We start from the raw sequence: 25004 nt of genomic DNA, 5'->3' as shown, positions 1-25004 counted from the left end.
CCGATCGGTCAGTGCTCGCACAACCCGCACCGTTTTCCGTCGCGGACGGTTACTCCTGGTGTGAACCTCTCCGAGCCCCTCGCGCTGCCGTGCGGTGCGGTGCTGCCGAACCGCCTGGTGCGGGCGGCGATGACCGAGAGCATCGCCGACCGGCACGGCGACGCCTCGCACCGCCACGAGCGGCTCTACCGTGCCGCGGCGGCGGGCGGACCGGGCCTCGTGATCACCGGCAACGTCATGGTGGACCGGGCGCACCTGGAGCGGGCGCGCAACGTCGTCGTGGACTCCTGGACCGACGACCGCGCGCTGCGCCGGTGGGCGGAGGCCGCGAGTGCGGTGCCGACGATCGTGCAGCTCTCGCACCCGGGGCGGCAGACGACCCGCTTCGTCAACCCGCACCCGGTGGGGCCCTCGTCCGGCCCGGCGGTGGCGCTCGGCGGGGCGTACGCCCGGCCGCGGGCGCTCTCGGTGCTGGAGATCGCCGAGCTGCAGGAGCGGTTCGTCGAGGTCGCCCGCCGGGTGGTCGATGCCGGCTTCGCGGGCGTGGAGGTGCACGCCGCGCACGGCTACCTGCTGTCGAGCTTCCTGGACCCGGAGACGAACCGGCGCACCGATCCCCACGGCGGCTCCCTGACCAACCGCGCGCGGTTCCTGCTCGGGATCGTCGCGGGGGTGCGCCGGGCGCTGCCGGACTCCGCGATCGTCGCGGTGAAGCTCGACGCCCGGGACGACGACGAGCTCGTCGAGCTCGGCGGGTGGCTCGACGACGAGGGCGTGGACCTGCTCGAGGTCTCCGGCGGGAACTACGAGAAACCCGCGATGGTGGGGCTGGACGCGTCCGGGAGCGACCTCGCGGGGGAGCACGAGTCGCCGTTCTGGAACTCCGCGGCCGTGCTGTCGAAGGAGGTCGACGTGCCGGTGGTGCTCACCGGCGGGTTCCGGTCCCGGGCGGAGGTCGACGAGGCGTTGGCGTCGGGTGTGTGCGCCGCGGTCGGCGTGGGGCGGCCGCTCGCGGTGCGACCCGACCTGGCCGGCCGGTTCGTGCGCGGGGAGGTCGACACGCTGGACCGGCCCGCCCCGCGGTTGGGCGGCCCGGCGCCGGTGCGGGCGCTGCTCGGCGCGGCGGTCGGGGCGGGGTGGCACCGCATCCAGCTCGCGCGCACGAGTCGGGGGCGGGGCCCCGCGCTGCGCCTGCCGGCCCTGCTCGCCGGGATCGACTACAGCGTGGGCGACTGGGTGCGCAGCCTCGTCGAGCGGCCCGCCCGGATGCGGCGGGCGCGGCGGTTCTGAGCCGGCTGGTGTGACAGGAAAGCGTCGTTGCTGTCACTGGGTGCCGGCAACGACGCTTTCCTGCCAGGGGGTCAGAGCCCCAGCTGCCACAGGGCCGACTCGGCCTGCGCCACGATCGCCTCGGGGCCGGTGACCTCGTCGGCGTCGGCGGCGTCGCCCATGTCGCCGGCCTGGTAGCGCGTCCACACGCCGGCGTGGATGCACGCGGCGCGCCAGCGGGCGAAGGCGATGTAGAAGTCGATGTCCGGGAGCTTGGTGCCCGACGCCTGCTCGTAGCGCGCGATCAGGTCCTCGCGGGTCGGGAAGCCGCCGAGCTGCGTCGGGTTGGGCAGCGCGGCCGGCACCGTGTCGCCCTCCTGCGACCACGAGACCAGGATGTGCCCGAGGTCGCAGTAGGGGTCGCCGATCGTCGCGAGCTCCCAGTCGAAGACGGCGGCGGCGGTCCCGTCGTCGAGGTAGGAGATGTTCCCGGTGCGGAAGTCGCCGTGCGCGATCCGGTTGGCCGGCGGCTCGGGGACCCGCTCGGAGAGCGCTTGGTGGGCCCGGTCGATCGCGCTGAGGTCCTCCATCGCGGACTGGTGCGCCTGCCGGTGCCAGCGCTTGAGCTGACGCTCGACGAAGTTGCCCGGGCGGGCCAGGTCGTCGAGTCCGACCTCGGCCGGCTCCACGGCGTGCAGCGCCGCCAGCACGTCCATCGTGGACTCGCCGATGCGCTGCTTCACCTCCGACGACGTCACCCACGCGGCGTCGGAGACGCTGTTCAGCACCCGGCCCGGGGCGAAGTCCATGACGTAGAAGTCGACGCCCGCGACGTCCCGGTCGTCGCAGAACGCCACCGGGCGGGGCACCGGGACGTCGGTGGGGGCGAGGGCGGTGAGGAAGCGCCACTCGCGACCCATGTCGTGGGCGGTCTCGAGCACGCCGCCCAGCGGCTGGCGGCGCAGCGCCCAGGTGGTGCCGGCCTCGTCGGACACCCGGTAGGTCAGGTTCGAACGCCCGCCGGTGATGCGCCGGAAGACCGGCTCGCCCACCACGCCCGGCACGTGGTCGAGGAACCAGGTCACGGCCTCGTCAGGGACACCGGAATCTCCGGAACGGCTCAAGGGGTCACCACGATCTTCCCGACCTGGGCGTTCGACTCCAGGTACTCGTGCGCCTCCACGATCGAGTCCAGCCCGGCGAACACCCGGTCGACCTGCGGCGCGAAGTCCCCGGAGCGCAGTCCCGCGCCCACGAACTCGCCCGCACGGCGCAGTCGCTCCTCGTCGTGCGTCATCGCGAAGAGGGTATAGCTGCGCATCCAGAGATCCGGCAACGTCTCGGCGGGGAAGATCGTCGGCTGCCCCGAGAGCAGACCGTGGATCGTGACGATGCCGCCCGTCGCGGTCGCCCGGCACAGGTCGGCGACCCCGGGTCCGGCGACGGCGTCGAAGACGTGCTCCACGCCGCGGCCGCCGGTGATCTCCAGGACCTTCCCGACGAGGTCCTCCTCCCCGGTCGCGACGACGTGCGCCGCCCCCGCGTCGAGCAGCTGCTGCGCCTTCGACGACGACCGCGAGGTGGCGATCGGGATCGCGCCGACCCGGCGGGCGACGGCCATCGCGGCCAGCCCGACGCTCGAGGTCGCCGCGGTGATGAGCACGTGGTCGCCGGCGCGCAGGCCCCCGGTCTCGACGAGCCCGCCGTAGCCGACGAGGAAGGGCATCCACACGGCGGCGCCGTCGACCCAGGAGGTGTTCTCCGGCAGCGGCACCACCGCCCGGGCCGGGACGAGGGCTTTCTCGGCGTAGACGGAGTAGTCGTTCATCGAGAACCCCGGCACCACGCTGACCCGGTCGCCCACCGCGAACCGCCCCGGCGCCCCGACCGCCGACACCGTCCCACTGCACTCGTAGCCCAGCCCCGCGGGCAGGCGGGTCTCCTCGATATAGGTGCCGCGCCGGAACATCGACTCCGCCCGGTTGAGCCCGATCGCGGCGACGTCGACGACCAGCTCGTCGGGCGCTGGAACCGGGTCCTCGCGCTCGACCACCTCCAGCACCGACGGGTCGCCCAGCTCGGAGAACCGCACCGTCCTCGTCATGCTGCCGATCTTTGCGGGGGAGCCGGCCGCCCGCACCCTCTTCCCGGGCAGGCCGGGCGGGTCTAGCGTGACCGCATGACCATATTCGAAAGTTGGTCACGGTGACCGAGGAGCGGGGCCGGCGGGTGCTCGACGCCGCCGGGGAGCTGCTGCTCGCCCACGGCTACCGGAAGGTGACCGTCGCCGACGTGGCCGAGCGGGCCGCCGTCGGGAAGGGGACGGTGTACCTGCACTGGCCGAGCAAGGCCGAGCTGTTCGCGTCCGTCCTGGTCCGCGAGGGCGTGGACCTCGGGCGGGAGTTCGTGACGAGCCTGCGCCGCGACCCGCGCGAGGTGCTGCTGCACCGGAGCATGCGCTCGTCGTTCCTGCTGGTCATGCGCCGGCCGCTGGCCAAGGCGCTCTACACCGGGGACACGGCGCTGCTCGGCGCGCTCGTCTCCGACACGAAGACCGGTCTCGCGATGCGCCGGGGGCAGGCCGGCTACGACGCGCGCCACCTGGCCCTCATGCACCACCACGGCCTGTTGGCCGACGACCCGGCCGACGACCCCGAGCTCGGCTACCGCCTGGACGCGACGGTGTGGGGCTTCTTCGCGCTCGACGCGATCACCGACGTCCCCCTCGACCTCGACGGCCGTGCCGACGCCCTCGCCACCACCGTCCGCCGCGCCTTCGAGCCCGCGGACCTGCCCGGCCCCGACGCGCTCGCCGTCGCGGCCACCGAGATCGCCGACCTCTACGACGCCCGGCTCAGTGTCCTGAGCGGGGTCCTTCCGGATCCGGAGGAACCATGACCACCACCGAGATGGCCCCGGCCGACGCCGTCGCCCCCGACACCACGGACGAACCCGCCCTGCTCGCGTGGCTCGCGGAGATGCGCCGCGACCACCCCGTCTGGCGCGACCGGTACGGGATGTACCACGTGTTCCGCCAGGCCGACGTGCAGACGGTGCTGCGCGACCCGGCCCGCTTCTCGTCGGAGACCTCGCGTCTGGCGCCCTCGGCGAAGCAGGTCTCGCGCGGGATGCTCACCCAGATCGACCCGCCGGAGCACCGCCGGCTGCGCTCGATCGTCTCCACCGCCTTCACCCCGAGGCGCGTCGCCGACCTCGAGCCGCGCATCCGCGAGATCACGCGCCGGCTGCTCGACGCCGTTCCCGACGACGGGTCGTTCGACCTGGTCGACGCCCTCGCCTTCCCGCTGCCGGTCACCGTGATCGCGGAGATGCTCGGCCTGCCCGAGGCCGACCACCCGCTCTTCCGGACGTGGGCCGACCGCCTCTTCTCGATGCAGGTGGACGATCCGTCCGACCCGGCGCTGGGGGAGCGCGTCGCCGCCGCGATGGCCGACATCGCCGCCTACCTGACCGCGCGGGTGCAGGAGCGCCGGTCGGCCCCGACCGACGACCTGATCTCGGCGCTGGTCGAGGCCGGGCTCGACGACGAGGAGGCCGCGAACTTCTCGCTGCTGCTCCTGCTCGCCGGCCACATCACAACGACGGTGCTGCTCGGCAACGCCGTGCGGACCTTCGCCGAGCACCCCGGGGTGTGGGCGGGCCTGCGGGCGGACCCGACGACGATCCCGGCCGCGATCGAGGAGGTGCTGCGGCTGCGGAGCCCGTTCACGATGACGGCCCGGGTCACCACCGAGCCGGTCGAGCTCGCGGGCACGACGATCCCGGCCGACCGCTTCGTCGTGGTGTGGATGCTCGCGGCGAACCACGACGAGCGGGCCTTCGCCGACCCCGAGGCGTTCGTCCTGGACCGGGGGATCGGCGGGGGCGCGCAGACGGCGTTCGGTCACGGCGTGCACTTCTGCCTCGGCGCGCCGCTGGCCCGGTTGGAGGGTCGCGTCGCCCTGGAGGAGCTGACGGCCCGGTACGACGCGCTGTCGCCGGCGAGTGGCTCGATGGAGGCGCTCGAGCCCTACCCGCGTGGGGTGCTCGGCGTGCGACGGCTGCCCGTGAATGGTGTCCGAAGCTACTGAAGGTGACCGGTTGCGGGTGGATTTTCACGGTGCGTCACACTGGCGCGCGTGACGACCGGGACCGCACCGCGCGTGCTCCTCGCGGCGGCGTGCCTCGTCGCCCTGCTCGGCGGGGTCGGGGTGCTGTCCGGGGCGGTCCCGGTGTCGGCGGACCCGCCGGGGCCGGCCGCCTCGCCCGCCCCGCCCTCGGTGTCGGTGGCCGCCGCCCCCGAACTGCTCGCCGCGGGCGAGCCGGCGACGGTGCTCGCCGTGGCCGACCCGGTGACGATCGACGTCCGCCTCGAGGGCGGCCGCACGCTGCGGGTCCGCGCGCTCGGCGTCCAACCCCCGGAGCGCTGCTACGCCGAGCAGGCGTTGCAGTTCGCCCGCAAGACCCTCACCGGCAAGGCCGTGACCCTCAGCGGCGACGGCCGCTCCGACCGTTTCTCCCGCGCCCTGGCGTGGGTGTCGCTCCCGCAGGACGACTACGCCGTGCTCGCGGCCGAGGCCGGCACCGTCCGCGCGTACTCCGCCGACGCCCCGCCCGAGCGGATGCCGGCCGTCCGCGCTGCCGAGGACCGGGCCGAGCAGGCGGAGCGGGGACTGTGGCTGTCGCCGTGTGCCTCCGGCAGGTGAGCACTAACGGTCGCTATAGCGACCATTAGTGCTCACCTGCCTCGGGCACACTGCGCCCATGCTGCTCGCCGGGGTGTTGGTGGCCGTGGCGGCAGCCGCGGGCAACGCCGTCGGCTCCGCCCTGCAGCGCTCGGCCTCCCGCCACCACGACCCGACGGCCCGGTGGTGGCAGGGCCTCCTGACGCTCGCCCGCCGTCCCGCGTGGCTCGGCGGCATCGCGGCGCACGTCGTCGGGTTCGTGCTGCAGGCACTGGCGCTCACCCTTGCCCCGATCACCGTGGTGCAGCCCGTGCTCGTGGTCGAGCTGCCGTTCACGCTCCTGCTGGGGGCGCTCGCGCTCGGCACCCCGCTCGGACGGCGGGCGTGGCTGTCGGTCGGGGTGATGGCCGGCGGCGTCGCGCTGTTCCTGGCGTGCCTGGAGACCGACCGGGGCGGGCCGCAGGCCGCGACCACCGGCGGGTGGGTCGTGGGGACGACGGTCGTCGTCGTGCTCCTCGCGGTCCTGACGGTCCTCGGTCGGGCCGGTCGGGGGCGGCAGCGGGCCCTGTGGTTCGGGATCGCCGCCGGGGTCATGTACGGGTTCAACGCCGCCCTGCTCGCGGGCCTCGGACCCGCGTACGCGGCGGGCCTCGGCGGGGTGCTGACCGCCTGGCAGACCTACGGCGTGCTCGTCGGGGGCGTCGTCTCCTTCCTCTACCTCCAGCAGGCGCTGCAGGCGCACGACCTGATCTGGGCGCAGCCCGGCATCACGCTCGCGAACCCGATCGTGGCCGTGACGTGGGGGCTGACGGTCTTCGCCGAGCGGGTGGCGGTGGACCTGCGGCTGATCGGACTCGGGGCGGGGGTGTTCGCGATCGCGGCCGGCACCGTGGGCCTGAGCCTCCTGCGCGACCAGATCGCGGGTCGACCGCGGTGACCTCCACAGCTGACGCACAGCCGGCCACACGACACGTACAGGGTCGCCGAGCACGCTGACCGCCGTGGGATACCAGCGAGGCCTGTCCCTGCTCGACGGCTGGCTGCCGTGGACCGTGCAGGCGGTCGTGCTCGTCGCGTTCCTCGTCGTGCTGGTGCCGCTGGTGGTGTCCCGACGACGGGTCCGCGGCCGGTGGCTGCGCCTGGGTGCGGTCGTCGTGCTCGGCGTCGTCGGGGCGTTCGCCGCGCTGTGGGCGTTCTCCGGGAGCGGCCTGGCGTCGGACCCGGCGCCCGCGCTGCTGTGGGTGTGGGTCGGGATCACCGTGGCCGCGGTGGTGGCGGTGGTCGTCGCCTGGGGGTCGGCGCCGTGGTGGCGGCGCGGGGTGTCGGTGCTCGTGGTCCCGCTGGCGGTGGTGTGCGTGGCGCTGGTGGCGAACCAGTGGGTCGGCTACGTGACGACGGTGCAGGAGGGCTGGTCCGAGCTGGACGCCGGACCGCTGCCCGACCAGGTGGACGCGGCCGCGCTGCCGGCGCTGGTCGGGCACCCCCGGACGACGGGCGCCGTGGTCGAGGTGTCGATCCCGTCGACCGCGAGCGGGTTCGCGCACCGCGACGAGGACGTGTGGCTGCCGCCCGCGTGGTTCGCGCCCGGGCCGCGCCCGACCCTGCCGGCGATCGTGATGATCGGCGGGGAGTTCAACACCCCGGCCGACTGGATCCGGGTCGGCGACGCCGTGCAGACCGCCGACGCCGTCGCGGCCGCGCACGGCGGGACGGCGCCCGTCCTCGTGTTCGCGGACGCCGGCGGCACGTTCAACAACGACACCGAGTGCGTCGACGGGCCCCGCGGGAACGCGGCCTCGCACCTGACGGGCGACGTGGTGCCGTACGTCGAGCAGGCCTTCGGTGTCTCGCACGACCCGCGGGCGTGGGGCGTCGTGGGCTGGTCGATGGGCGGGACCTGCGCGGTGGACCTCGCCGTGATGCACCCGGAGCTGTTCGACTCCTTCGACGACATCGCCGGTGACGCCGGACCCGAGGTGGGCACGGAGCAGCAGACGATCGACCGGCTCTACGGCGGGAACGCCGCGGCCTGGGCGGCCTACGACCCGGCGACCGTGCTCGCCGCGCACGCGCCGTACGCCGACACCGCGGGCTGGTTCGACGACTCGTCCGACACCGCCGCCGGCGCGCACCGCCCGCCCGGCGCCCGGCGGCCGGGCGGGTACCACCCGCCATCGGGCACGGCGGGGATCGGCGGCCGCGGCGGCGGGGGAGCGACCGGGCAGGAACTGCCGGCGGCCCGACAGCTGTGCGCGCAGGCGCGGACGCGCGCGATCGCGTGCACGGTGGCCACGCAGCCCGGGCGGCACTCCTGGCAGTTCGCGACGACGGCGTTCCAGCTCGTCCTGCCGTGGATGGCCGACCGGGTCGAGCACCCGGGGGTGCCGGCGGCGGTGTGAGCGCCCCGCCCCCTCCGTGGCAGGAAAGCGTCGTTGCTGTCACTGGACGCCAGGAAAGCCACATCGTCGGGCGGTCGACACCGGCCGCCCCGCCGCGAGGTGCACAGGAGGCAGCTTTCCCGGCACCCGGAGATGCCTGACGTACACCTCGCGACAAGGCCGCCGCGACCGACGTCAACGGCGCGTCAAGGCCGCAGGACCCGGGCGGCGGGACACCTAGCGTCGGGGTCACCGGATCATCGACGGCAGGAGTGGGCGACGTGGAGACGACCTGGCGGTCCAGCAGCTTCGCGACCGGGACCGAGCGCGTCGAGTGGCGGGTCGAGGCGGGCCGCGTCGAGCTGCGGCACGGCGGGCACGCCGAGCAGGGGACGCTCGTGCTCTCCCGCGCGGAGTGGCAGGCGTTCCTCGCGGCGGCGAGGTCGGGCCAGGCCGGCGCGATCGCCTACTGAGGGGGCGGCGTCAGCCCACCGCCGCGCGCACCGCCGTCACCATCCGCCCCCGGAAGGCACGCATCGACGCCGCACCCGGGACGTTCGCGTCGGCGCCGTGGTACATCGCGGGCTCGACGTGCAGCTGCACGGGGACCCCGGCCGCGCGCAGGCGCCCGGCGTAGGAGACGTCCTCGTCGTGGAAGAGGTCCTGGTCGCCGACGCCGATCCACGTCGGGGGGAGGCCCGCGAGGTCCCGACGACGGGCCGGGGCGGCTCCCGGCGGCACGCCCGGGTCGCCGGCGGGCCGCCCGACGTAGGCGGTCCACGCGCGCTGGTTCATCCGCGCGTCCCAGACGAACCGGCCGCGGCCGCCCGGGACGCGCGCGAGCGCCGTGCGGTCGTCGAGCATCGGGTACTCGAGCAGCGCGAACGCGACCGGGCGCCCGTCGTCGTGGGCGCGGTGCACGGTGGCCGCGGCGAGCCCGCCGCCCGCGCTCGCCCCGCCGACCGCGATCCGCGCGGGGTCGACGCCGAGCTCGTCGGCGTGGTCCTGCAGCCAGCGCAGGGCGGCCACGCAGTCGTCGAGGTCGGCCGGGAACGGGTCCTCCGGGGCGAGCCGGTAGTCGACGCTGACGACCAGGACCCCGGCCTCGGCGACGAACCGGCCCGCGAGGTCGTGGTCCATGCCCGGGTGCCCGACCAGGTGCCCGCCACCGTGGATCCACAGCAGCGCGCCGCTCGGACGTGGACGCGACCCGTCGTCGTACACGAGGACCGGCACCCCGTCCGCCGACCGCTCGGTGACCTCGACCCCCGGCGGGACCGCGGTGTCCTGCCGCATCCGGGCACGCATCGCGGGGAGCACCCCGAGCGGCACCCACGCGAACGAGATCAGCAGACGAGGGGTCCGCAGCTCGGGCGCGACCCGCGCGAGCGCGCGCAGCACCCCCGCCGCCCAGACCCCGACCAGGACGGCGAGGACCGCCGCGAGCACCCGCCTCACAGGATCTTGCCCGGGTTGAGGATGCCGTGCGGGTCGAGGGCGGCCTTGACCGCGCGCTGCATGGCGAGGTTCTCGGGCGACTGCTCGGCGACCAGACCGTCGCGCTTGAGCAGGCCGACGCCGTGCTCGCCGGTGACGGTGCCGCCGAGGTCGATGGCGTCGGCGATGATCCGGTGGAACGCGGCCTGCGCGCGCTCACGGGCCGGTTCGTCGCCGACCGGGGTGACCAGCAGGGGGTGGAGGTTGCCGTCGCCGGCGTGGGCGATGTTGGCGATCGTGACCCCGTGGTCCTCGCCGATCGCCTGGATGCGGGCGAGCATCTCGGGCACCGCGGCGCGCGGCACGCAGACGTCCTCGGTGAGCACCGGGCCCAGCCGCTCCAGGGCCGGGTAGGCCAGGCGGCGGGCCGCGAACAGCGCGTCGGCCTCCTCGGCGTCGGTGGCCCGGGCGGAGAACGAGGCGCCGGCGGCGTCGAAGTGCCGGATCATCTCCTCGGCCTCCGCCTGCCCGGCGGCGCCGGGGGCGTCGGAGCGGCCGAGCAGCAGGACGTCGGCCTCGGCGGAGATGCCCAGGTTCTTCCAGTCGTCGACCGCCGTCAGGCAGGTCCTGTCCACGAGCTCCAGCGCGCTCGGCGTCAGCCCCGCCGCGGTGATCGAGGCGACGGCCCGGCCGGCGTCGACGAGGTTCGCGAAGTAGCCCGCGACCGTCTGCTCCGGCGCGCGGGCGGGGCGCAGCTTGACCGTGATCTCGGTGATCAGCCCGAGCGTGCCCTCCGAGCCGACCATGAGGCCCGCGAGATCGAGCCCCGCCACGCCCTTCGCGGTGCGCCGGCCGAGCCGCACGAGCTCCCCGAGCCCGTTGACCACCTGCACGCCCAGCACGTAGTCGCGGGTGACGCCGTACTTGACGCAGCACATCCCGCCGGCGTTCGTGGCGACGTTGCCGCCGATCGTCGACCACGGGCTCGACGCCGGGTCCGGCGGGTACCAGAGGCCCTGCTTCGCGCACTCGGCCCGCAGGTCGTCGTTGACGATGCCCGGCTCGACGACGGCGAGGCGCTCGGCCGGGTCGATCTCGTGGATGCGCGTCATCTGCTCGGTCGAGACGACGACGCTGCCGGCCGTCGCGTTCGCCCCGCCCGAGAGCCCCGTGCCCGCCCCGCGCGGGACCACCGCCACCCCGTGGGCCAGGCACGCGCGCACCACGGCCTGGCACTGGGCCGCGTCCAGCGGGCGCACGACCGCCGCCGGCAGCTCCCACGGCGCCCATTCCGCGTCGTCGTGCGCGTAGGACGCGAGCACGTCCGGGTCGTCGACGACCCGGTCCGCGGGCAGCGACGCGCGCAGCGCGGCGACGACGGGAGCCGGGGCGACGGTCGTCATGACGGGAGACCTCCGCGGGTCGGTGGGGGGATCGGTCCTCACCGTAACCCGGCCCCCCGACGATCACGGTCGCTCGCGACGACGGACCCGGCGTGACCCGCGGAGACCGATCACACGTGGTGACCCGGGGCGACCGGGACGGGCCGCCCGACCGCGACCTCCGCCTGTTCGAGGGCGGCCGGCGACGCCGGCGTCAGCGGCATCCGCACGGCGGGCGACGCGATCCGCCCCGTCGCGTGCAGGAGGGCCTTCACGACGACGGGGTTGGGCTCGGCGAACAGGGCCGTCACCAGCGGCAGGAGGGCCGCGTGCTGGGCCCGGGCGGCCGCCGCGCGGCCCGCGAGCCCGTCGGCGACCATCGTCGCGAACCGCCCGGTGGCCGCGTGCGCGGAGGCGGCGATCGCCCCGCGTCCGCCGAGCAGCACGGTCGGGGCGATGAACGCGTCGTCGCCGGCGAGGACCGCGAAGTCGGGGGCGTCGGCGGCGAGCACCGCGGCCGTGTCGAGGTCGAACGCGCCCACGGCCTGCTTGAGGCCGACGATCCGCGGGTGCGCGGCCAGGTCGAGCAGGGCCGGGGCGCCGAGCCCCCGACCGGTCCGCACGGGCACGTTGTAGACCACCAGCGGCACCGGTGACCGGTCCGCGACGTGGGTCAGGTGCGCGACGACCGCCGCCTCGGTCGGGCGCACGTAGTACGGCACGACGGTGAGGGCGGCCGTCACGCCGGGGACGTCGGCGAGGGCGGCGTGCCGCGCGAGCGTGGTGCGGGTGTCGTTCGTGCCCGCGGCCACGACGAGGCCCGCCCCGCGCGCGGAGGCCACCTCCGCGCACACCGCGGCCACGTCGCGCCGCTCCTCGGCGGTGAGCGAGGTCGGCTCGCCGGTGGTGCCGAGCGCGACCAGGCCCCGCGCCCCGTCGTCGAGGACCTCCCCGGCGAGGCGGCGCAGCCCGTCGAGGTCGACCTCGTCGCGGGCGGTGAACGGGGTGACGAGCGGGACCCAGAGTCCGTCGAGATCGACCATGGTCGGACCCTGGCCCGGCGGCGACCGCCGGAGAAGCGACGGATCCGAGGGGGAGCGTGAAGCGCACCTGCAGGCTGGCATGATCCGCGGGGTGATCGCCCGAATCGTCCTGTTCTGTGCGCTGAGTGCCGCGCTCGTCCTCGCCGGATGCAGCAGCACCTCCGAGACCCGGCGCGCCAGCGGCGGCGCCCTCGCGACGCCGGGCACGCCGAACGCGACCGCCGTGACCTACGACCCGGCGGCCGCGCCCGTCGGTGCGGACGTCGCCGTCGAGACCGTGCGGGCCGCCGACAGCACCTCCGCGACGCTCACGGTCTCCGGCCTGCTGCCGAACCGCGGCTACGCCGTCCACCTGCACACGCGCCCGTGCGGGGCGTCCGGTGCCGACGCGGGTCCGCACTTCCAGAACCGCGTCGACCCGGCCGCGACCCCGGAGAAGCCGTCGTCGGACCCGGCGTACGCGAACCCGGAGAACGAGTTCTGGCTGGACCTGCGCACGGACGCGTCCGGCGCCGGGACCTCGGGCACCTCCGTCCCGTTCGCGCTCACCGACCGTCTGCCCGCCTCGATGATCATCCACGAGAAGGAGATGACGGCGACGGCGCCCGGCCAGGCCGGGACGGCGGGCGGCCGCCTGGCCTGCGTGACGCTGACCGCGTAGCCGAGATCGTTACGGTGGACGCGATGAAGCGTCCCGCGAACGGCCCCACCGTCACCCTCTGCCGGGGCTGCTGCTGCGGCACCACCCGCAAGCACCCGGGCGTCGACCACGCCGGCCAGGTGGAGCGGCTCCGCGAGGGCACGGCGGGCGTGGGCCGGGTGACGCTGTCGGACTGCCTCGACGCGTGCGCGCAGTCCACGGTCGCGGTGGTCTCCCCGTCGCGGGAGGGCCGGGCCGCGGGCGGGAAGCCGGTCTGGCTGCTCGGCGTGCTCGACCGCGACACCGAGGACGAGATCGTCGCCTGGGTGCAGGCGGGCGGGCCGGGCGTGGCCGACCCGCCGGGCATGCTCGACCTGCGCGTGTTCACCCCCGCCCGCCGCATCCGCACGCAGGTGCCCTGAGGCGCGCACACTGGGCGGCATGCAGCGCGTCGCCGTCCTGACCGAGCCGGACAACGTCGTCCTGGAGGACCGGGACGTCCCGGAACCGGGACCGGGCCAGGTGCAGGTGCAGGTGCGCGCGGTCAGCGTGTGCGGCTCCGACGTGCACTACTACGACCACGGGCGCATCGGCGGCTTCGTCATGCACGCCCCGCTGGTACTCGGGCACGAGACCTCCGGCGTGGTCAGCGCGGTCGGCCCCGGGGTGAGCGCACCCGCCGTCGGGACCCGCGTCGCCGTGGAGCCGCAGGCCGAGTGCGGCCGCTGCGACCAGTGCCGGCAGGGCCGCTACCACCTCTGCCCGGACATCGCGTTCTTCGCGACCCCGCCGGTCGACGGGTCGTTCGCCGAGTACGTCGTGGTTCCCGCGCACCGCGCCCACCCGGTGCCCGACACCCTCTCCGACGAGGCGGCCGCGCTGATCGAGCCGCTGTCGGTCGCGCTGCACGCGGCGGCCAAGGCCGACATCGGGCCGGGGTCGCGGGTGCTGGTGAGCGGCGCGGGGCCGGTCGGGCTGCTGTGCCTGCAGGTGGCGCTGGCGCGGGGGGCCTCGGCGGTCGTGGTGACCGACGTGATGGCCCTGCGCCGGGAGGCCGCGACCGAGTACGGCGCGACGGCCGTCGTCGACGCCAACGATCACGAGACGGGGCTCGCCGCGATCGGCGAGGTGCTGGGGCAGGCCGACGTCGTGCTCGAGTGCACCGGCGTGCAGCCCGCGATCGACCTCGCGGTGGCGGCGACCGCCCCGGCGGCGACGGTCGTGCTCGTCGGCACCGGCGCGAGCGTCACCCTGCCGCTCGACGTGGTGCAGGCGCGCGAGCTCACGATCAAGGGGACGTTCCGGTACGCGCACGTCTACCCGGCCGCGATCGACCTCGCCGCCACCGGACGGATCCGGCTCGACGACATGGTCACCTCGCACCACCCGCTCGAGGACGCCGTCGGGGCGCTGCTCGCCGCCCGTCGGGACCCCCTCGCGCTCAAGGCCGTGGTGCACCCGTCGTCGTGACCGACCGCGCCACCACGGCGAGCGAGACCAGCGCGAGGGCCCCGAGCACGCCGAAGAGCACGCTGTAGGACACCGCGAGCGAGGCGACCGCGAGCACCGCGGGGACCAGGAAGCCGACGTAGGCGAGGGCGTAGAACACGGCCGTCAGGCCCGCGAGGTGGCGCGGCGCGGCGATCCGCTGGACCTCGGCGAGCCCACCCACCAGAGCGAAGCCGTAGCCGACCCCGAGCACGGCGGCGGAGACGACCGCGAGCACCACGCCCGGGGTGGCCGCGGTCCACGCCGCGAGGGCCATCCCGACGACCGCCACGGCCGCCGCGACGATCCCGCCCCGCGCGTCGTCGAGCCCGAGGCGCCGGGCGGCCGCCTGGGCGGCGACCCCGGCGACGAGGGTCACGGCCGTCATGAGGGCCGCGAAGGCGATCGCGTGACCCGGCACGGCGGCGGCGACGAGCGAGGGGAGCACGGCGTAGGCGACGCCCGCGCAGGTGAAGACCCAGGGCGCGACCGGGGCGACCACGGTCCAGAACTCCCGCTGCCCGCGGAGCGGGATGCGGAGGTCGTCGCGCAGGCGTCCGGACGACGGACGGGTGAGGGTCTCCGGGGCGCGCAGCGCCAGGAGCCCGAGCGGGATCCCGACGAGGACGTGGACCGCGTAGGAGAGGACCTCCGGGGCGGGCGCCCACTGGGCGAGCACCCCGGCCGCGGCCGGGCCGAGGAGGAAGCCGAGCGTCAACGACAGGGCCGCGCGCGAGGCGCCGCCGGTGCCCGACAGCTCCTGGATCCACGTCGAGCCGACCGCCATCGCGACGCCGAGCGCGAGGCCCGCGAGCACCCGGCCGGCGAGGAGCAGCGGCACCGTGTCCCCGCCCACGGCGAGCACGACGCTGCCGGCGATCGCCAGCGGCGGCGCGGCCAGCATGAGCGGCCGGCGTCCCAGCCGGTCGGACAGCGGGCCGCCGACGAGCATGCCCGGCACAATCCCGAGCACGTACGCGCCGAGCAGGACGTCGACCGTGGCGAGGGAGAACCCGCCGAGCTCGCGGTACATCACCATGAGCGGCGTGAACTGGTTGCCGCCCCAGGCGACGGTGAACAGGGCCAGTCCGACCGGCAGCCAGCCGACGGTCCGCCCGACGACGGGTCGGGTCCCGAGTGTCGCGGTCACCGGCCGCGGCCCCCGCGGTGCGTGTTGTCCAGGTGGGTCACCAGCGCGCGGCGGAAGCCGTCCACGTCGCCCGCGGCGACCAGGTCGCGCAGGGCGCGGTGCTCGGCGAGCACGCACGCGGCGGCGGCCCCGCGGCCGCGCACCGACTCCGCCGTCATCCGCTGCTGGCGTTCCCGCAGCCCGCGGTAGAACCCGCTGAGCAACGAGTTCCGCCCGGCGTCGGCGATCAGCCGGTGGAACTCGGCGTCGGCCTCGGCGAACGCGGGCAGGTCGCTGGCGTCGTGCGCCTGCTGCTGGACCCGCATCGCGGTGTCGAGGGCCGCCACCAGCGCCGCGAGGTCGTCCGGTCGCCCGGCGACGTCGGCGATCGCGTGCGACTCGAGCACCGCACGGGCGTCGAGCACCTCGTCGATCTCGCGCGGCGCGACGGGCACGACGAGCGCGCCGCGCTTCGGGAACAGGCGCAGCCAGCCCTCGACCTCGAGGCGCAGGAACGCCTCGCGGACCGGGGTGCGCGACACCGTGAGCGTCGACGCGATCTCGCCCTCGCTGACCATCCGCCCGCCCTCGAGCTCGCCGGTGAGCACCCGCTCCTTGACGTGGCGGTAGACGAGGTCGGCAGCGGACACCGCAGGGGCACCACTGGTGGACGACATAGATACAACGTAGCCGACACGGTTCGTCGTGCTCAACCGGTCGTGGTCCGCCGCACAGGCGCGCGGGGCGCCGAGTGGCGGCGAGGCGTCGTCGCCGCCACCCGGTCGACGCGCTACGCCCCCGTGCGCGCCACCAGTCCCGCCGCCTCGATCCCGGCGACGACCGCCTCCTCGTCGGCGAGCGAGGCGTCCCCGGACGCCCCGGCGGCCCCGATCACCGCGCCGTCGGCGTCGACGATGAACACCCCGCCCGGCACGGAGAACACCTTGCCGCCGGCCAGGGAGGCCACCGAGGTGAAGAACTCGGGGGAGTCCGACGCGCGCTGTGCGATCGCGCGGCTGTCCATCATCAGCCCGATCACGCCGTGCGCCTTCGCGATCGCGACGTCGGGCCGCAGGAAGCCCGACCCGTCGGCGCGGCCGAGGGCCACGAGGTGCCCGCCGGTGTCCAGGACCGCCACGGTCAGGGGCTTGTAGCCCGCCGACTCGCCGTGCTCGAGGGCCTCGGCGACGATGGTGCGGGCGTGCTCGTAGGTCAGGGTCATGGCCTTCCCTTTCCCCGCCGCGCCGTCCGTCACCCACCGTGCCCGTGAGCCGGGCCCTCTCCGGGAGATACCGTGGATCGCATGGACTCGACGATGCCGGCGGGGGCTCCCTCGCCGACGCCGCCGAGGGGGCTGCGCAGCCTGCACGCCCGCATGCTCGCCGGGTTGTCCGAGGCCGTGGTGGTCACCGGACGCACGCACCCGGGCGGCGAGGAGATCGTGCACGCGGCGAATCCGGCGGCGGGCCGGCTGCTGCCGGGCCTCGTCGTCGGGGTCGGTGTCGCGGACGCGGGCCACGACGCGTTCACCGACGCGGTCGTCCGCGCCCGGCCGGGCTTCGAGGCCGAGGTCGCGGGGCGCCTGCTGTCCGCGCGCGCGGTCCGGCTCGACGACGACGGCACGGTCGGCGCGGTCGTCGACGCGCTGACCTGCTGGTACCTCACCGACGTGACCGAGGAGCGGCGCGGCTCGGCGTCGCTCTCGCGGGCCCAGGCGCGGGCCCAGTTCCTCGCCGAGGCCGGACGGGCGCTGCACGGGGTGCTCAACCTCGAGCGCACCCTGCGCACCGCGGCCTCGCTCGCCGCCGGGTTCCTCGCCCCGACCGTGCTGGTGATGCTCGCCGACGGCTCGGACACCGTGCGCTGGGCCCGCGCCGACGCCGGCGCCCCCCGCCCGCACACCGGCGAGATGGCCCGCGCCGACCTGCGCGCCGCCCCGCGGCTGCACGAGGCGCTCACCGGCCGCGCCCCGATCGACCCGTGGGTCGGCGTCGAGCTGACCGAGCTCCCGGTGTGGCACGAGCGTCCCGACGGGCCGGTGCTCGTGGTCCCGGTGCCCGGCACCGTGGTCCAGGGCGTCCTCGTCCTGGTGGGCGCGGACCCCGACGCCGAGGTGCTGCCGCTGGGCGAGGAGTACGCCGTCCGCGTCGGCACCGCCCTCTCCGCGGCCGCGCTCTACCGCGAGCAGGCCCACCTCGGCCACGTGCTGCAGGCGAGCCTCGAACCCCCGCCCCTGCCCGCCGACACCTCCGGCGACCTGCTCGTGGGCAGCGCCTACCGCCCCGCGCGGGAGAGCCTGCGCGTCGGCGGCGACTTCTACGAGGTGCTGCCGCGCACCGCCGCGGGCCGCACGCCGTTCCTGCTCGGCGACGTCTGCGGCAAGGGCATCGAGGCCGCCGTGCTCTCCGGGCGCGTGCGGCAGTCGCTGCACGCCCTGCGGCTCGTCGAGCAGGACCCCGCGACGCTGCTCCGCCTGCTCAACGTCGCGCTCCTCGACGCCGCCGACCTCGACGCCGCGGGCTCCTCGGTCACCATGCCGCGCTTCGCCACGATGGTGCTCGGCGATGCCCAGGCCCGGCCCGACGGCGGGTCGCGGCTGCGGCTGGCGACCGGTGGGCACCCGCCGCCTTACGTGCTGCGGGCCGACGGTCGCGTCGAGGAGGTCGACGTCATCGGGTCCCTGGTGGGGGCGCTGCGCGACGCCGAGGTCGGGGCCACCGAGGTCCTGCTCGCACCCGGCGACACCTGCCTGCTCTACACCGACGGCGTCACCGAGGCCCGCGGCGGCCCGACCGGCCGCGACTTCTACGACGAGGAGCGGCTCGAGGCCGCCCTGGCCGGCTGCGTCGGGGCGCCGCCGCAGGTGATCTGCGAGCGCGTGCTCCAGCTGCTCTCCGAGTGGCTCGGCGGGCGCGACCACGACGACGTCGCGCTGCTCGCCCTGCAGGCCGCTCCCCGCCGGACCCGGGAGGCCCCGTGACCGCACCCGGCACCGCCGCCGTCGCGCCCGCGACGCTGCGGGCGGAGTACCTCGACCGGCTCGGCGCCTCTGACGAGCAGGGCGCGATCGACGTGGCGCTCGGCGCCGTGGACGCGGGCCTCGACGTCGAGGCGGTCCTGCTCGACGTGGTGGCCGAGGCCCAGCGCGAGGTGGGGGAGCGGTGGGCCGCCGGGGCGTGGTCGGTGGTCCAGGAGCACATCGCCACCCACATCTCCGAGCGCGTCGTCTCCGCGGTCGCGCGGCACCGGCCGGCGGGTCCGTCCAGCGGCGTCGGGCGGATCGCGGTCGCCTGCCTCGACGGCGAGTGGCACGCCCTGCCCGCCCGCCTGCTCGCCGAGGTGCTCACCCGGCACGGCTGGGACGTGACGTTCCTCGGGTCGAGCGTCCCCGCCGCGCAGCTCGCGGTGCACCTGCACGAGACCGGGCCCGACGTCGTCGCCGTGTCCAGCTCCCTGCCCTCCCGCCTGCCCGCGGCGCGGCGGATGGTCGAGGCCTGCCGGGCGTCGGGCATCCCGATCCTCGCCGGCGGCGCGGCCTTCGGGCCGTGCGGCGAGTGGGCCACCGCGGTCGGCGCGGACGGCTGGGCGCCCGACGCGCGCGCCGCCGCCGCGCTGCTCGAGGGCCCGTTGCCGCGCGCCGACGCCGGGCGGGTCGACGACGCCTCGCGCGAGGAGCAGGCGCTGCTGCACACCCGCCGTCCGGAACTCGTGGCCGGACTCGCCGCGCGGGTCCGCGCGGGTGCGGGGCCCGACGACCAGCTCGCCGACGACCTCGGGCACCTCGTCGACTTCCTCGCCGCCGCGGTCTACGTCGACGACCCCGGGCTGCTCGCCCGCTTCCTGCGCTGGGTCGGCACCGTCGCGGTCCCCGGCGGGCTCACCCGCGAGGAGCTGCGCGGCGCCGTGGACGACCTCACCGAACGCCTCGCCGACTCGCCGCGCACCGTCGCGCTGCTCCGGTCCGAGCCCGTGCAGGAGGCGTGTTCCGGGACGGGGGCGGCGTGACCGGCCAGGAGCCCGACTTCGGCGTCCGCGTCGAGAAGGAGCAGGTGCCCGGGGCCGGGCCCCGCGTGCTGGTGGTGGTCAGCGGCGACGTCGACTACGCCCACGTCGGCGAGCTCGAGGCGACCCTCGAGCAGGAGGTCGCCCGCGCCACGGGGCGGCTCGACCTCGTCGTCGACCTCACCGCGGTGCCCTACTGCGACTCGTGCGGCATGCGCGCGCTGCTCGGCGCGTCGCAGCGCGTGGCCGCGACCGGGGGCTCGTTCGGGCTGCGGGGCGTCCACGGGCAGCCGTCCCGCGCGTTGCGGCTCACCGGCCTGGACCGGGTGCTCGGCGTCTGACGGGTCGGGTTGAACGGTCCCGACGGCGGGTGATCTAGTCCGTCGTATGACCACCCTCCCGGAGTCCCTGGAGACCCTCGCCGTCGACCGGCCCGCCGAGCACGTCGCCCGGGTCGCGCTGGTGGCGCGCGCGATGTCGCCGACCTTCTTCGCGGAGCTGCCGCAGGTGATGGCGGCACTCGACGCCGACGCCGACACCCGCGCGATCGTGATCACCGGCGCCGACGGGCGGTTCTCCTACGGCCTCGACCTCCAGGCCGCCGCCGGCAGTCTCGGCGGGGTGCTGGGCGACCCGAGCGCGAAGAACCGCGAGTGGTTCCTGCGCCACGTCCGGGAGCTGCAGGCCTCGATCACCTCGGTCGCCGACTGCCGCACGCCCACGGTCGCCGCGATCCAGGGCTGGTGCGTCGGCGGGGGCGTCGACCTCGTGACCGCCTGCGACGTCCGCCTCGCGAGCGCCGACGCCCTCATCTCCGTGCGCGAGGTGCGCATGGCGATGGTCGCCGACATCGGGTCGCTGCAGCGGCTCGTCGGGATCGTCGGGGACGGGTTCCTGCGCGAGCTGGCCCTGACCGGCGACGACGTGTCCGCCGCCGAGGCCGAGCGCATCGGCCTGGTGAACCGCACCTACGCGACCGCCGAGGAGCTCGACGCCGCCGCCCTCGCCCTGGCCGGGCGCATCGCCGCCAACTCGCCGCTCGTCACCCGCGGGATCAAGGACGTCCTCGACGCCGAGCGCGCCCCCCGGGTGGAGGCGGGGCTGCGTTACGTCGCGGCGTGGAACGCGGCGTTCCTGCCCAGCGCCGACCTGCAGGAGGCGTTCACCGCGTTCGCCGAGAAGCGGCCGCCGCGGTTCTCCTGAGCCACGGATCAGGTGACCGCCGCCAACGACCGCCGCGACCCGAGCAGCAGCGCGAGCTCGGCGTCCACCCCGGCGTCCGAGCGGCGCTCCAGCCACCGCCGACCGGCGGCGGACCGGGCCACCACCCACGACTCCACGAGGTTCCGCGCCACCTGCGGCACCACCGTCCACGGCACGACGACGGGTTGCCCCAGGTCGCGCAGCCCGTCGCGGCCGAGGAAGAGCCGGAGGTGGCCCAGGACCCGTCGTCGGGCGTACCACCCCCGCAGCCCGCCGCCGTGCTTGGTGCGCTGCCCCTCGACGAGCGCGGTCGTCAGCTCGACGCCGGCGGGCGTGGGGCCGCCCTGGGCGAGGAGCAGGTGGTGGTCGAACGCGTGCTGCGCGCGCTCGGTGGTGAACAGCCAGTCCTCGTCGACGCCGAGCAGGAACCCGACGTAGCGCCACAGGTGCATCACGGCGTCGGAGTCGGCGCGGGGGATGCGGTGCCCGAGGACCCGGGCGCCGAGCATGGCGGTGGCGCTGAAGAGGGCGAGCGTCCCGGCGAGGTCGCTGCGGTTGACCGGCAGCCCGTACCGCCCGGTGTCCCAGTCCGGGGACCGCCCGAACCGGTCGTCGACCACCGCGTGCATCGCCCGCACGTGCGCGGTGAGCCGGAAGCCCTCGCCGCCGCGGGCCATCCCGCCGGGGGCGCTGACCGCACGGCCCCAGACGAGCGTCTCGCCGAGCCGCCGCATCGCCGCGCGTCCGGCGAGCCCGCCGGTGGCGACCAGCAGGTCGGCCGGCCCCTCGTAGCGGTACCCGCCGATCAGCGCGAGGGCGAGCAGCACGTCGTCGCGGGTCGAGCCCATCCGGCGGTAGACGGCGGCGCCGCGTTCCAGCAGGTCGCGGTCGAGCCACGCCGGCTCCCGCTCCAGGGCGGCGACGAACGCCCGGAGGGCCGGCGGGTCGGCGTCGGTGGGCCCCTGCCCGAGCGCCCGCTCCACCGCGGCCATCGTCACCCGCTGCGGCGCGTCCGGGCGCATCGCCCGGGCCAGGGCCGCGCCGACCTCGTCGCGGAGCATCATCCGCCGCCCGATCTCGTCCACGAGCCCCTCGTCCACCTCCCGCACGCGCCCGAGCAGCGCCAGCGGCCGGGCGATCCGGGCGTTGCGGGACGGCGCGCCGCGGAACCGCGTCGGGCACGTCGGGAGCGCCCGGGCGGGCGCGGCGTCGGCGGTCATGCCACGACGCTCACACGCCGCGGCGGTCGGCTTCAACTCGCGTTCGGTGACGACGGGTCCCGCTGGTCAGGCCCCGACGCGGGCCCCGGTACTCGCATCGGGCTCCCCGGACGGGACGCGGACCACCGTCCGGGTCCCGGGCGCCGTGGTGTCGAGGGTGAAGGTGCCGCCGACGCCCTCGACGCGCGCGCGGGTGGAGGCGAGCCCGATGTGCCCGTCGGCCAGGCGCGCCGAGAGCACCGCGCGGTCGATCCCGACGCCGTCGTCGTCGATCTCCAGCCGACGACCGTCCGGGGTGTCGCGCAGGGCGACCGTCACGTGCTCCGCCCGCGCGTGCTTCGCGACGTTCGTGAGCAGCTCGCGGGCCACCCCGAACAGCAGCCGGTCGTGCGGGCCGGACGGGAGCGGCTCCCCGTCCACGGTCACCGCGAACCCCGCCTGCCCGGCCACCCGCTCCGCGACCCGGCGCACCGCCACCACCAGCCCGGCCTCGTCGAGCACGTACGGGTGCAGCGCGAACACGACCTCGCGGATCTCCCGGATGCCCGCCCGCAGTGCCTCCTCGGCGGCCTCGGCGCCGTCGAGCTCGTCGAGCTCCTGGCCGGCGACGAGAAGGGTCTGCAGGGCGTGGTCGTGCAGGTCCTCGGCGAGGCGGCGGCGTTCGCGGGCCTCGGCGTCGAGCACCTGGGCGGTCAGGGCGTCGGCGTCGGCGAGCAGCGCGCGGATGCGCGTCGCACGGCGGGCGAGCACCACGGAGAGCAGGAAGGTCGCGACCGCCACGAGCGTCAGGACCGCGGCCTCGGCCACGAGGGTCGTCGTGTCGATCGGCGGGCGCTCGACGGCGGCGGTGAGCGCGAACGACAGGATCGTCGCGATCCCGACCCCCGCCGACAGCGTCGGCCGGTACCGGAACGCCGCCATCACGGGGATCACCACGTAGGCCAGCGTCGGCAGCGTGCCGCCGCCCCCGGCGAGCAGGGAGAGCACGGTGACGGCGACGAGGTCGACGGTGGTGGCGGCGAGCCCGGTCGTCGGCGACACCGGGCGCCGCCGCACCTTGACGAACCAGCCGACGGCGAACAGCCCGTAGGCGGCCAGCACGAGCCAGAAGCCGACGCCCTCGACGCGGGTCTGGTCCAGACCCCCGGCCAGCCCGAGCAGCCCGACGAGTCCCCAGCGCATCAGGCTCGTCGTCCGCGACGCCTCGGCCTGGAACTGCGCGAGCGCCCGCTCGGCCGGGGTGCTCACTCCAGCAGCCCGCGCCGCATCGCCTCGGCCACCGCGGCCGCCCGCTCGGTGACCTCGAGCTTCTCGTACATCCGCTGCACGTGGGTCTTCACGGTGCTCGGCGCGACGTAGAGCTGCTTCGCGATCGCGGGCGTCGTGAGCCCCTGCGCCATCAGCCGGAGGATCTCCGTCTCGCGCTCGGACAGCGCGGGGCCGCGGTCGGCGCGCCGGTGCCGGATCTCCCCGGCGAGACCGGCCGCGAGGTCGGCGGGCAGCACCGTGCCGCCGTCGGCCGCCGTCCGGACCGCCTCGACCAGTTCCCGACGACGGGTCTCCTTCGGCAGGTAGCCCGCCGCGCCCTCCTCGAGCGCGCCGTAGACGAGGTTCGGGTCGGTGAACGCCGAGAGGACGACGATGCGCGTCGGCAGGCCGTCGCGTGCGGCCCGCCGGACGATCTCGGTGCCGTCGAGCCCGGGCATGCGGTGGTCGACGAGGGCGACGTCGGGACGGTGCTCGGTGATCGCCGCCAGCGCCGCGTCGCCGTCGTCGGCCTCCCCGACGACGTCGATCCAGCCGCTGTTGACCAGCGCCCGCACGACCCCGTCGCGGTACATCTCGTGGTCGTCGGCGACGACCACCCGCACCTTCTCCCGGGAGTCACGCACTCGCCCAGAACTCCGTCGCGATCTCGAGCCACCGCGGCGCGGCGTCGACGTGCGGCCCGTGCCCGGACTCCGCGAACATCTCCGTCCGCGCCCGCCCGCCGGCCTGCTCGTAGCGCTCCAGCACGGCGCGGATCTGGCTGATCATGGGCTGCGGCGGGAAGACGTCCGCGCCCGGCCAGCCCGGCACGATCCCGGCCTGCCCGAGGGTGCCCAGTTCGAGCATCGATCCGTCGGCGACCACCACGTCCCGCGTGCCGTGCGTCCAGAGCACCGGCGGCTTCGGGTCCAGCTCGGGCAGCCACGACCAGTCGCAGTACTTCGGCGACAGCGCGTTCAGCAGCCCGCGCGTGCCGGGCGCCGCGCCCGGCCAGTTCGACGAGGTCGTGGCGTCGCCGGGGTAGCCGTCGTCGCCGATCTGCGAGAGCAGGATCTCGTCGACGAGCAGGTCCTCCCGTTCGCGCGGCAGTCGGAAGTCGGGGGACCAGTAGGTGCCGGCCATGACGTTGCGCGGGCTCAGGGCGTCGTCGCCGGAACGGTCGCCCTCGCGCAGCTTCGCCACGAACTGCGGGTTGGCCACGCCCGCGCCGGAGCCCGCGAAGTCGTCGAAGCAGGGGCGGCCGTCGGGGTGGGTGCCGCCGTAGCCGTGGGGGCTGACGGGGTCGAGGAAGAGCAGGCTCGCCACCGGGCGCTGCCGCGCGACCAGGGCGATCGCCGCGCCCGCCGTCGACCACCCGACGAGGTGCGGCCGCTCGATCCCGAGGGTGTCGAGGTAGGAGACGAGGTCGTCGGCCCAGTCGCCGAGTCCGCGCGTCGCGTCGATCGGCGCCGGCTCGGTGCGCCCGAACCCGCGCATGTCGGGGGCGAGGAAGCGCCAGCGGTCGCTCGCCGGGCTCATCAGGTGCTCGAAGAACCGGCCGGTCGACAGGTTCCCGTGCACCAGGACGACCGGTTCCCCGTCGGCCGGCCCGGACGTCAGGTGGTGGATGCGGATGCGGGCGTCGACGGTCCCGGCCTCGACACCGGGCAGGAGCTCTCTCATGGTGCGCGGAACGCTAGTGCCGGAGGGGCGTGGGCGGAACGCTCTCCGGACGACGGGTCCCCCGCGTCGCGCACACACCCCGGGTGGCGCCGCTGGTGGTCCCGGTGACTTCTGCGCGTCCCGCACACACCGCCGGTCACCTCGTGCTCGGTCCGGGTGAGTCCTGCGCGTGACGCACACACGCTCCGGACGCGGCC

Annotated in this window: 26 protein-coding genes; 14 read left to right on the top strand and 12 right to left on the bottom strand. The window is 75.8% G+C overall.

Annotated features, from left to right (window positions below; genetic code table 11):
• Positions 1-60 precede the first annotated feature (60 nt).
• Complete coding sequence (locus LN037_RS02435) at positions 61-1290, top strand: oxidoreductase (RefSeq protein ID WP_230749459.1); 1230 nt, start codon at positions 61-63, stop codon at positions 1288-1290.
• Positions 1291-1361: 71 nt separating this feature from the next.
• On the opposite strand, the gene LN037_RS02430 is transcribed toward LN037_RS02435, so the two are convergent.
• On the bottom strand, positions 1362-2354 hold the full coding sequence (locus LN037_RS02430) for a phosphotransferase family protein (protein WP_230749458.1): 993 nt from the start codon (positions 2352-2354) through the stop codon (positions 1362-1364).
• A 35-nt stretch (positions 2355-2389) separates the two neighbouring features.
• The gene (locus tag LN037_RS02425; RefSeq protein ID WP_230749456.1) at positions 2390-3373 is read right to left on the bottom strand and encodes a zinc-dependent alcohol dehydrogenase family protein; all 984 of its coding nucleotides are present in this window, start codon (positions 3371-3373) and stop codon (positions 2390-2392) included.
• A 101-nt stretch (positions 3374-3474) separates the two neighbouring features.
• Here LN037_RS02425 and LN037_RS02420 point away from each other — a divergent pair, with 101 nt between their 5' ends.
• The 6 genes from LN037_RS02420 to LN037_RS02395 all read left to right on the top strand — a co-directional run bounded on the left by LN037_RS02420 (position 3475) and on the right by LN037_RS02395 (position 8805).
• Entirely contained in the window at positions 3475-4167 is a 693-nt protein-coding gene (locus LN037_RS02420) for a TetR/AcrR family transcriptional regulator (RefSeq protein ID WP_230749454.1), read from the top strand.
• Positions 4164-5360 (top strand): cytochrome P450, encoded by a 1197-nt coding sequence (locus tag LN037_RS02415; protein ID WP_230749452.1) that lies wholly within the window; start codon positions 4164-4166, stop codon positions 5358-5360. Before LN037_RS02420 ends, LN037_RS02415 begins: the two co-directional genes overlap by 4 nt.
• A gap of 48 nt (positions 5361-5408) precedes the next feature.
• Positions 5409-5975, top strand: coding sequence for a thermonuclease family protein (locus LN037_RS33315; protein WP_230749450.1), 567 nt, complete (start codon positions 5409-5411; stop codon positions 5973-5975).
• Positions 5976-6033: 58 nt separating this feature from the next.
• Complete coding sequence (locus LN037_RS02405; protein WP_230749448.1) at positions 6034-6891, top strand: DMT family transporter; 858 nt, start codon at positions 6034-6036, stop codon at positions 6889-6891.
• A gap of 64 nt (positions 6892-6955) precedes the next feature.
• Positions 6956-8353 carry an alpha/beta hydrolase gene (locus LN037_RS02400; RefSeq protein WP_230749446.1) on the top strand — a complete coding sequence of 466 codons (1398 nt, stop codon included), beginning with the start codon at positions 6956-6958 and terminating at the stop codon, positions 8351-8353.
• A gap of 260 nt (positions 8354-8613) precedes the next feature.
• The gene (locus tag LN037_RS02395; protein ID WP_230749445.1) at positions 8614-8805 is read left to right on the top strand and encodes a DUF397 domain-containing protein; all 192 of its coding nucleotides are present in this window, start codon (positions 8614-8616) and stop codon (positions 8803-8805) included.
• Between the two features lie 10 nt (positions 8806-8815).
• Here LN037_RS02395 and LN037_RS02390 read toward each other — a convergent pair whose 3' ends face one another.
• The 3 genes from LN037_RS02390 to dapA all read right to left on the bottom strand — a co-directional run bounded on the left by LN037_RS02390 (position 8816) and on the right by dapA (position 12194).
• Positions 8816-9781, bottom strand: coding sequence for an alpha/beta hydrolase (locus LN037_RS02390; protein WP_230749443.1), 966 nt, complete (start codon positions 9779-9781; stop codon positions 8816-8818).
• 5 nt (positions 9782-9786) lie between these two features.
• Positions 9787-11172, bottom strand: a complete 1386-nt coding sequence (locus LN037_RS02385) for an FAD-binding oxidoreductase (protein WP_230749442.1) — start codon at positions 11170-11172, stop codon at positions 9787-9789.
• Positions 11173-11282: 110 nt separating this feature from the next.
• Positions 11283-12194 carry a 4-hydroxy-tetrahydrodipicolinate synthase gene (dapA, locus tag LN037_RS02380; protein ID WP_230749440.1) on the bottom strand — a complete coding sequence of 304 codons (912 nt, stop codon included), beginning with the start codon at positions 12192-12194 and terminating at the stop codon, positions 11283-11285.
• A 91-nt stretch (positions 12195-12285) separates the two neighbouring features.
• Here dapA and LN037_RS02375 point away from each other — a divergent pair, with 91 nt between their 5' ends.
• From LN037_RS02375 to LN037_RS02365, 3 genes are read left to right on the top strand one after another with little or no spacing between them, the layout of a single operon-like run.
• Entirely contained in the window at positions 12286-12855 is a 570-nt protein-coding gene (locus LN037_RS02375) for a superoxide dismutase family protein (protein WP_230749439.1), read from the top strand.
• Between the two features lie 23 nt (positions 12856-12878).
• Entirely contained in the window at positions 12879-13256 is a 378-nt protein-coding gene (locus tag LN037_RS02370) for a hypothetical protein (RefSeq protein WP_230749438.1), read from the top strand.
• A gap of 19 nt (positions 13257-13275) precedes the next feature.
• Complete coding sequence (locus tag LN037_RS02365) at positions 13276-14304, top strand: NAD(P)-dependent alcohol dehydrogenase (protein ID WP_230749436.1); 1029 nt, start codon at positions 13276-13278, stop codon at positions 14302-14304.
• On the opposite strand, the gene LN037_RS02360 is transcribed toward LN037_RS02365, so the two are convergent.
• From LN037_RS02360 to LN037_RS02350, 3 genes are all read right to left on the bottom strand, one after another.
• The gene (locus LN037_RS02360) at positions 14276-15472 is read right to left on the bottom strand and encodes an MFS transporter (protein WP_230749435.1); all 1197 of its coding nucleotides are present in this window, start codon (positions 15470-15472) and stop codon (positions 14276-14278) included. The two genes, LN037_RS02365 and LN037_RS02360, sit on opposite strands and share 29 nt — an antisense overlap.
• Positions 15469-16101 carry a GntR family transcriptional regulator gene (locus LN037_RS02355; RefSeq protein ID WP_230749433.1) on the bottom strand — a complete coding sequence of 211 codons (633 nt, stop codon included), beginning with the start codon at positions 16099-16101 and terminating at the stop codon, positions 15469-15471. The genes LN037_RS02360 and LN037_RS02355 overlap by 4 nt, the downstream gene beginning before the upstream one ends.
• A 140-nt stretch (positions 16102-16241) precedes the next feature.
• A complete protein-coding gene (locus LN037_RS02350) occupies positions 16242-16673 on the bottom strand; it encodes a GlcG/HbpS family heme-binding protein (RefSeq protein ID WP_230749432.1) in 432 nt (143 codons plus the stop codon).
• Positions 16674-16754: 81 nt separating this feature from the next.
• On the opposite strand from LN037_RS02350, the gene LN037_RS02345 reads away from it, so the two are divergent.
• The 4 genes from LN037_RS02345 to LN037_RS02330 are packed head-to-tail and all read left to right on the top strand — an operon-like array spanning position 16755 to position 20656.
• On the top strand, positions 16755-18431 hold the full coding sequence (locus LN037_RS02345; protein WP_230749431.1) for a PP2C family protein-serine/threonine phosphatase: 1677 nt from the start codon (positions 16755-16757) through the stop codon (positions 18429-18431).
• Positions 18428-19456: a cobalamin B12-binding domain-containing protein gene (locus LN037_RS33310; protein ID WP_230749429.1), complete on the top strand. Its 1029-nt coding sequence runs from the start codon at positions 18428-18430 to the stop codon at positions 19454-19456. The genes LN037_RS02345 and LN037_RS33310 overlap by 4 nt, the downstream gene beginning before the upstream one ends.
• Positions 19432-19794 carry an STAS domain-containing protein gene (locus tag LN037_RS02335; protein ID WP_230749428.1) on the top strand — a complete coding sequence of 121 codons (363 nt, stop codon included), beginning with the start codon at positions 19432-19434 and terminating at the stop codon, positions 19792-19794. Before LN037_RS33310 ends, LN037_RS02335 begins: the two co-directional genes overlap by 25 nt.
• 46 nt (positions 19795-19840) lie before the next feature.
• Positions 19841-20656 carry a crotonase/enoyl-CoA hydratase family protein gene (locus tag LN037_RS02330; protein ID WP_230749427.1) on the top strand — a complete coding sequence of 272 codons (816 nt, stop codon included), beginning with the start codon at positions 19841-19843 and terminating at the stop codon, positions 20654-20656.
• Positions 20657-20664: 8 nt separating this feature from the next.
• Here the strand turns inward: LN037_RS02330 and LN037_RS02325 are convergent, their stop codons facing one another.
• From LN037_RS02325 to LN037_RS02310, 4 genes are all read right to left on the bottom strand, one after another.
• Positions 20665-21876 carry an oxygenase MpaB family protein gene (locus tag LN037_RS02325; protein ID WP_230749425.1) on the bottom strand — a complete coding sequence of 404 codons (1212 nt, stop codon included), beginning with the start codon at positions 21874-21876 and terminating at the stop codon, positions 20665-20667.
• A 66-nt stretch (positions 21877-21942) separates the two neighbouring features.
• Entirely contained in the window at positions 21943-23124 is a 1182-nt protein-coding gene (locus LN037_RS02320; RefSeq protein WP_230749423.1) for a sensor histidine kinase, read from the bottom strand.
• Positions 23121-23768 carry a response regulator gene (locus tag LN037_RS33305; RefSeq protein ID WP_308286090.1) on the bottom strand — a complete coding sequence of 216 codons (648 nt, stop codon included), beginning with the start codon at positions 23766-23768 and terminating at the stop codon, positions 23121-23123. Before LN037_RS33305 ends, LN037_RS02320 begins: the two co-directional genes overlap by 4 nt.
• Entirely contained in the window at positions 23761-24807 is a 1047-nt protein-coding gene (locus LN037_RS02310) for an alpha/beta fold hydrolase (protein WP_230749421.1), read from the bottom strand. The genes LN037_RS33305 and LN037_RS02310 overlap by 8 nt, the downstream gene beginning before the upstream one ends.
• Positions 24808-25004 lie beyond the last annotated feature (197 nt).

Source organism: Actinomycetospora soli (genome assembly GCF_021026295.1).
Taxonomy (GTDB): domain Bacteria; phylum Actinomycetota; class Actinomycetes; order Mycobacteriales; family Pseudonocardiaceae; genus Actinomycetospora; species Actinomycetospora soli.
Note: the sequence above shows the minus strand (reverse complement) of the source record. Positions and strands in the feature narration are given on the sequence as shown.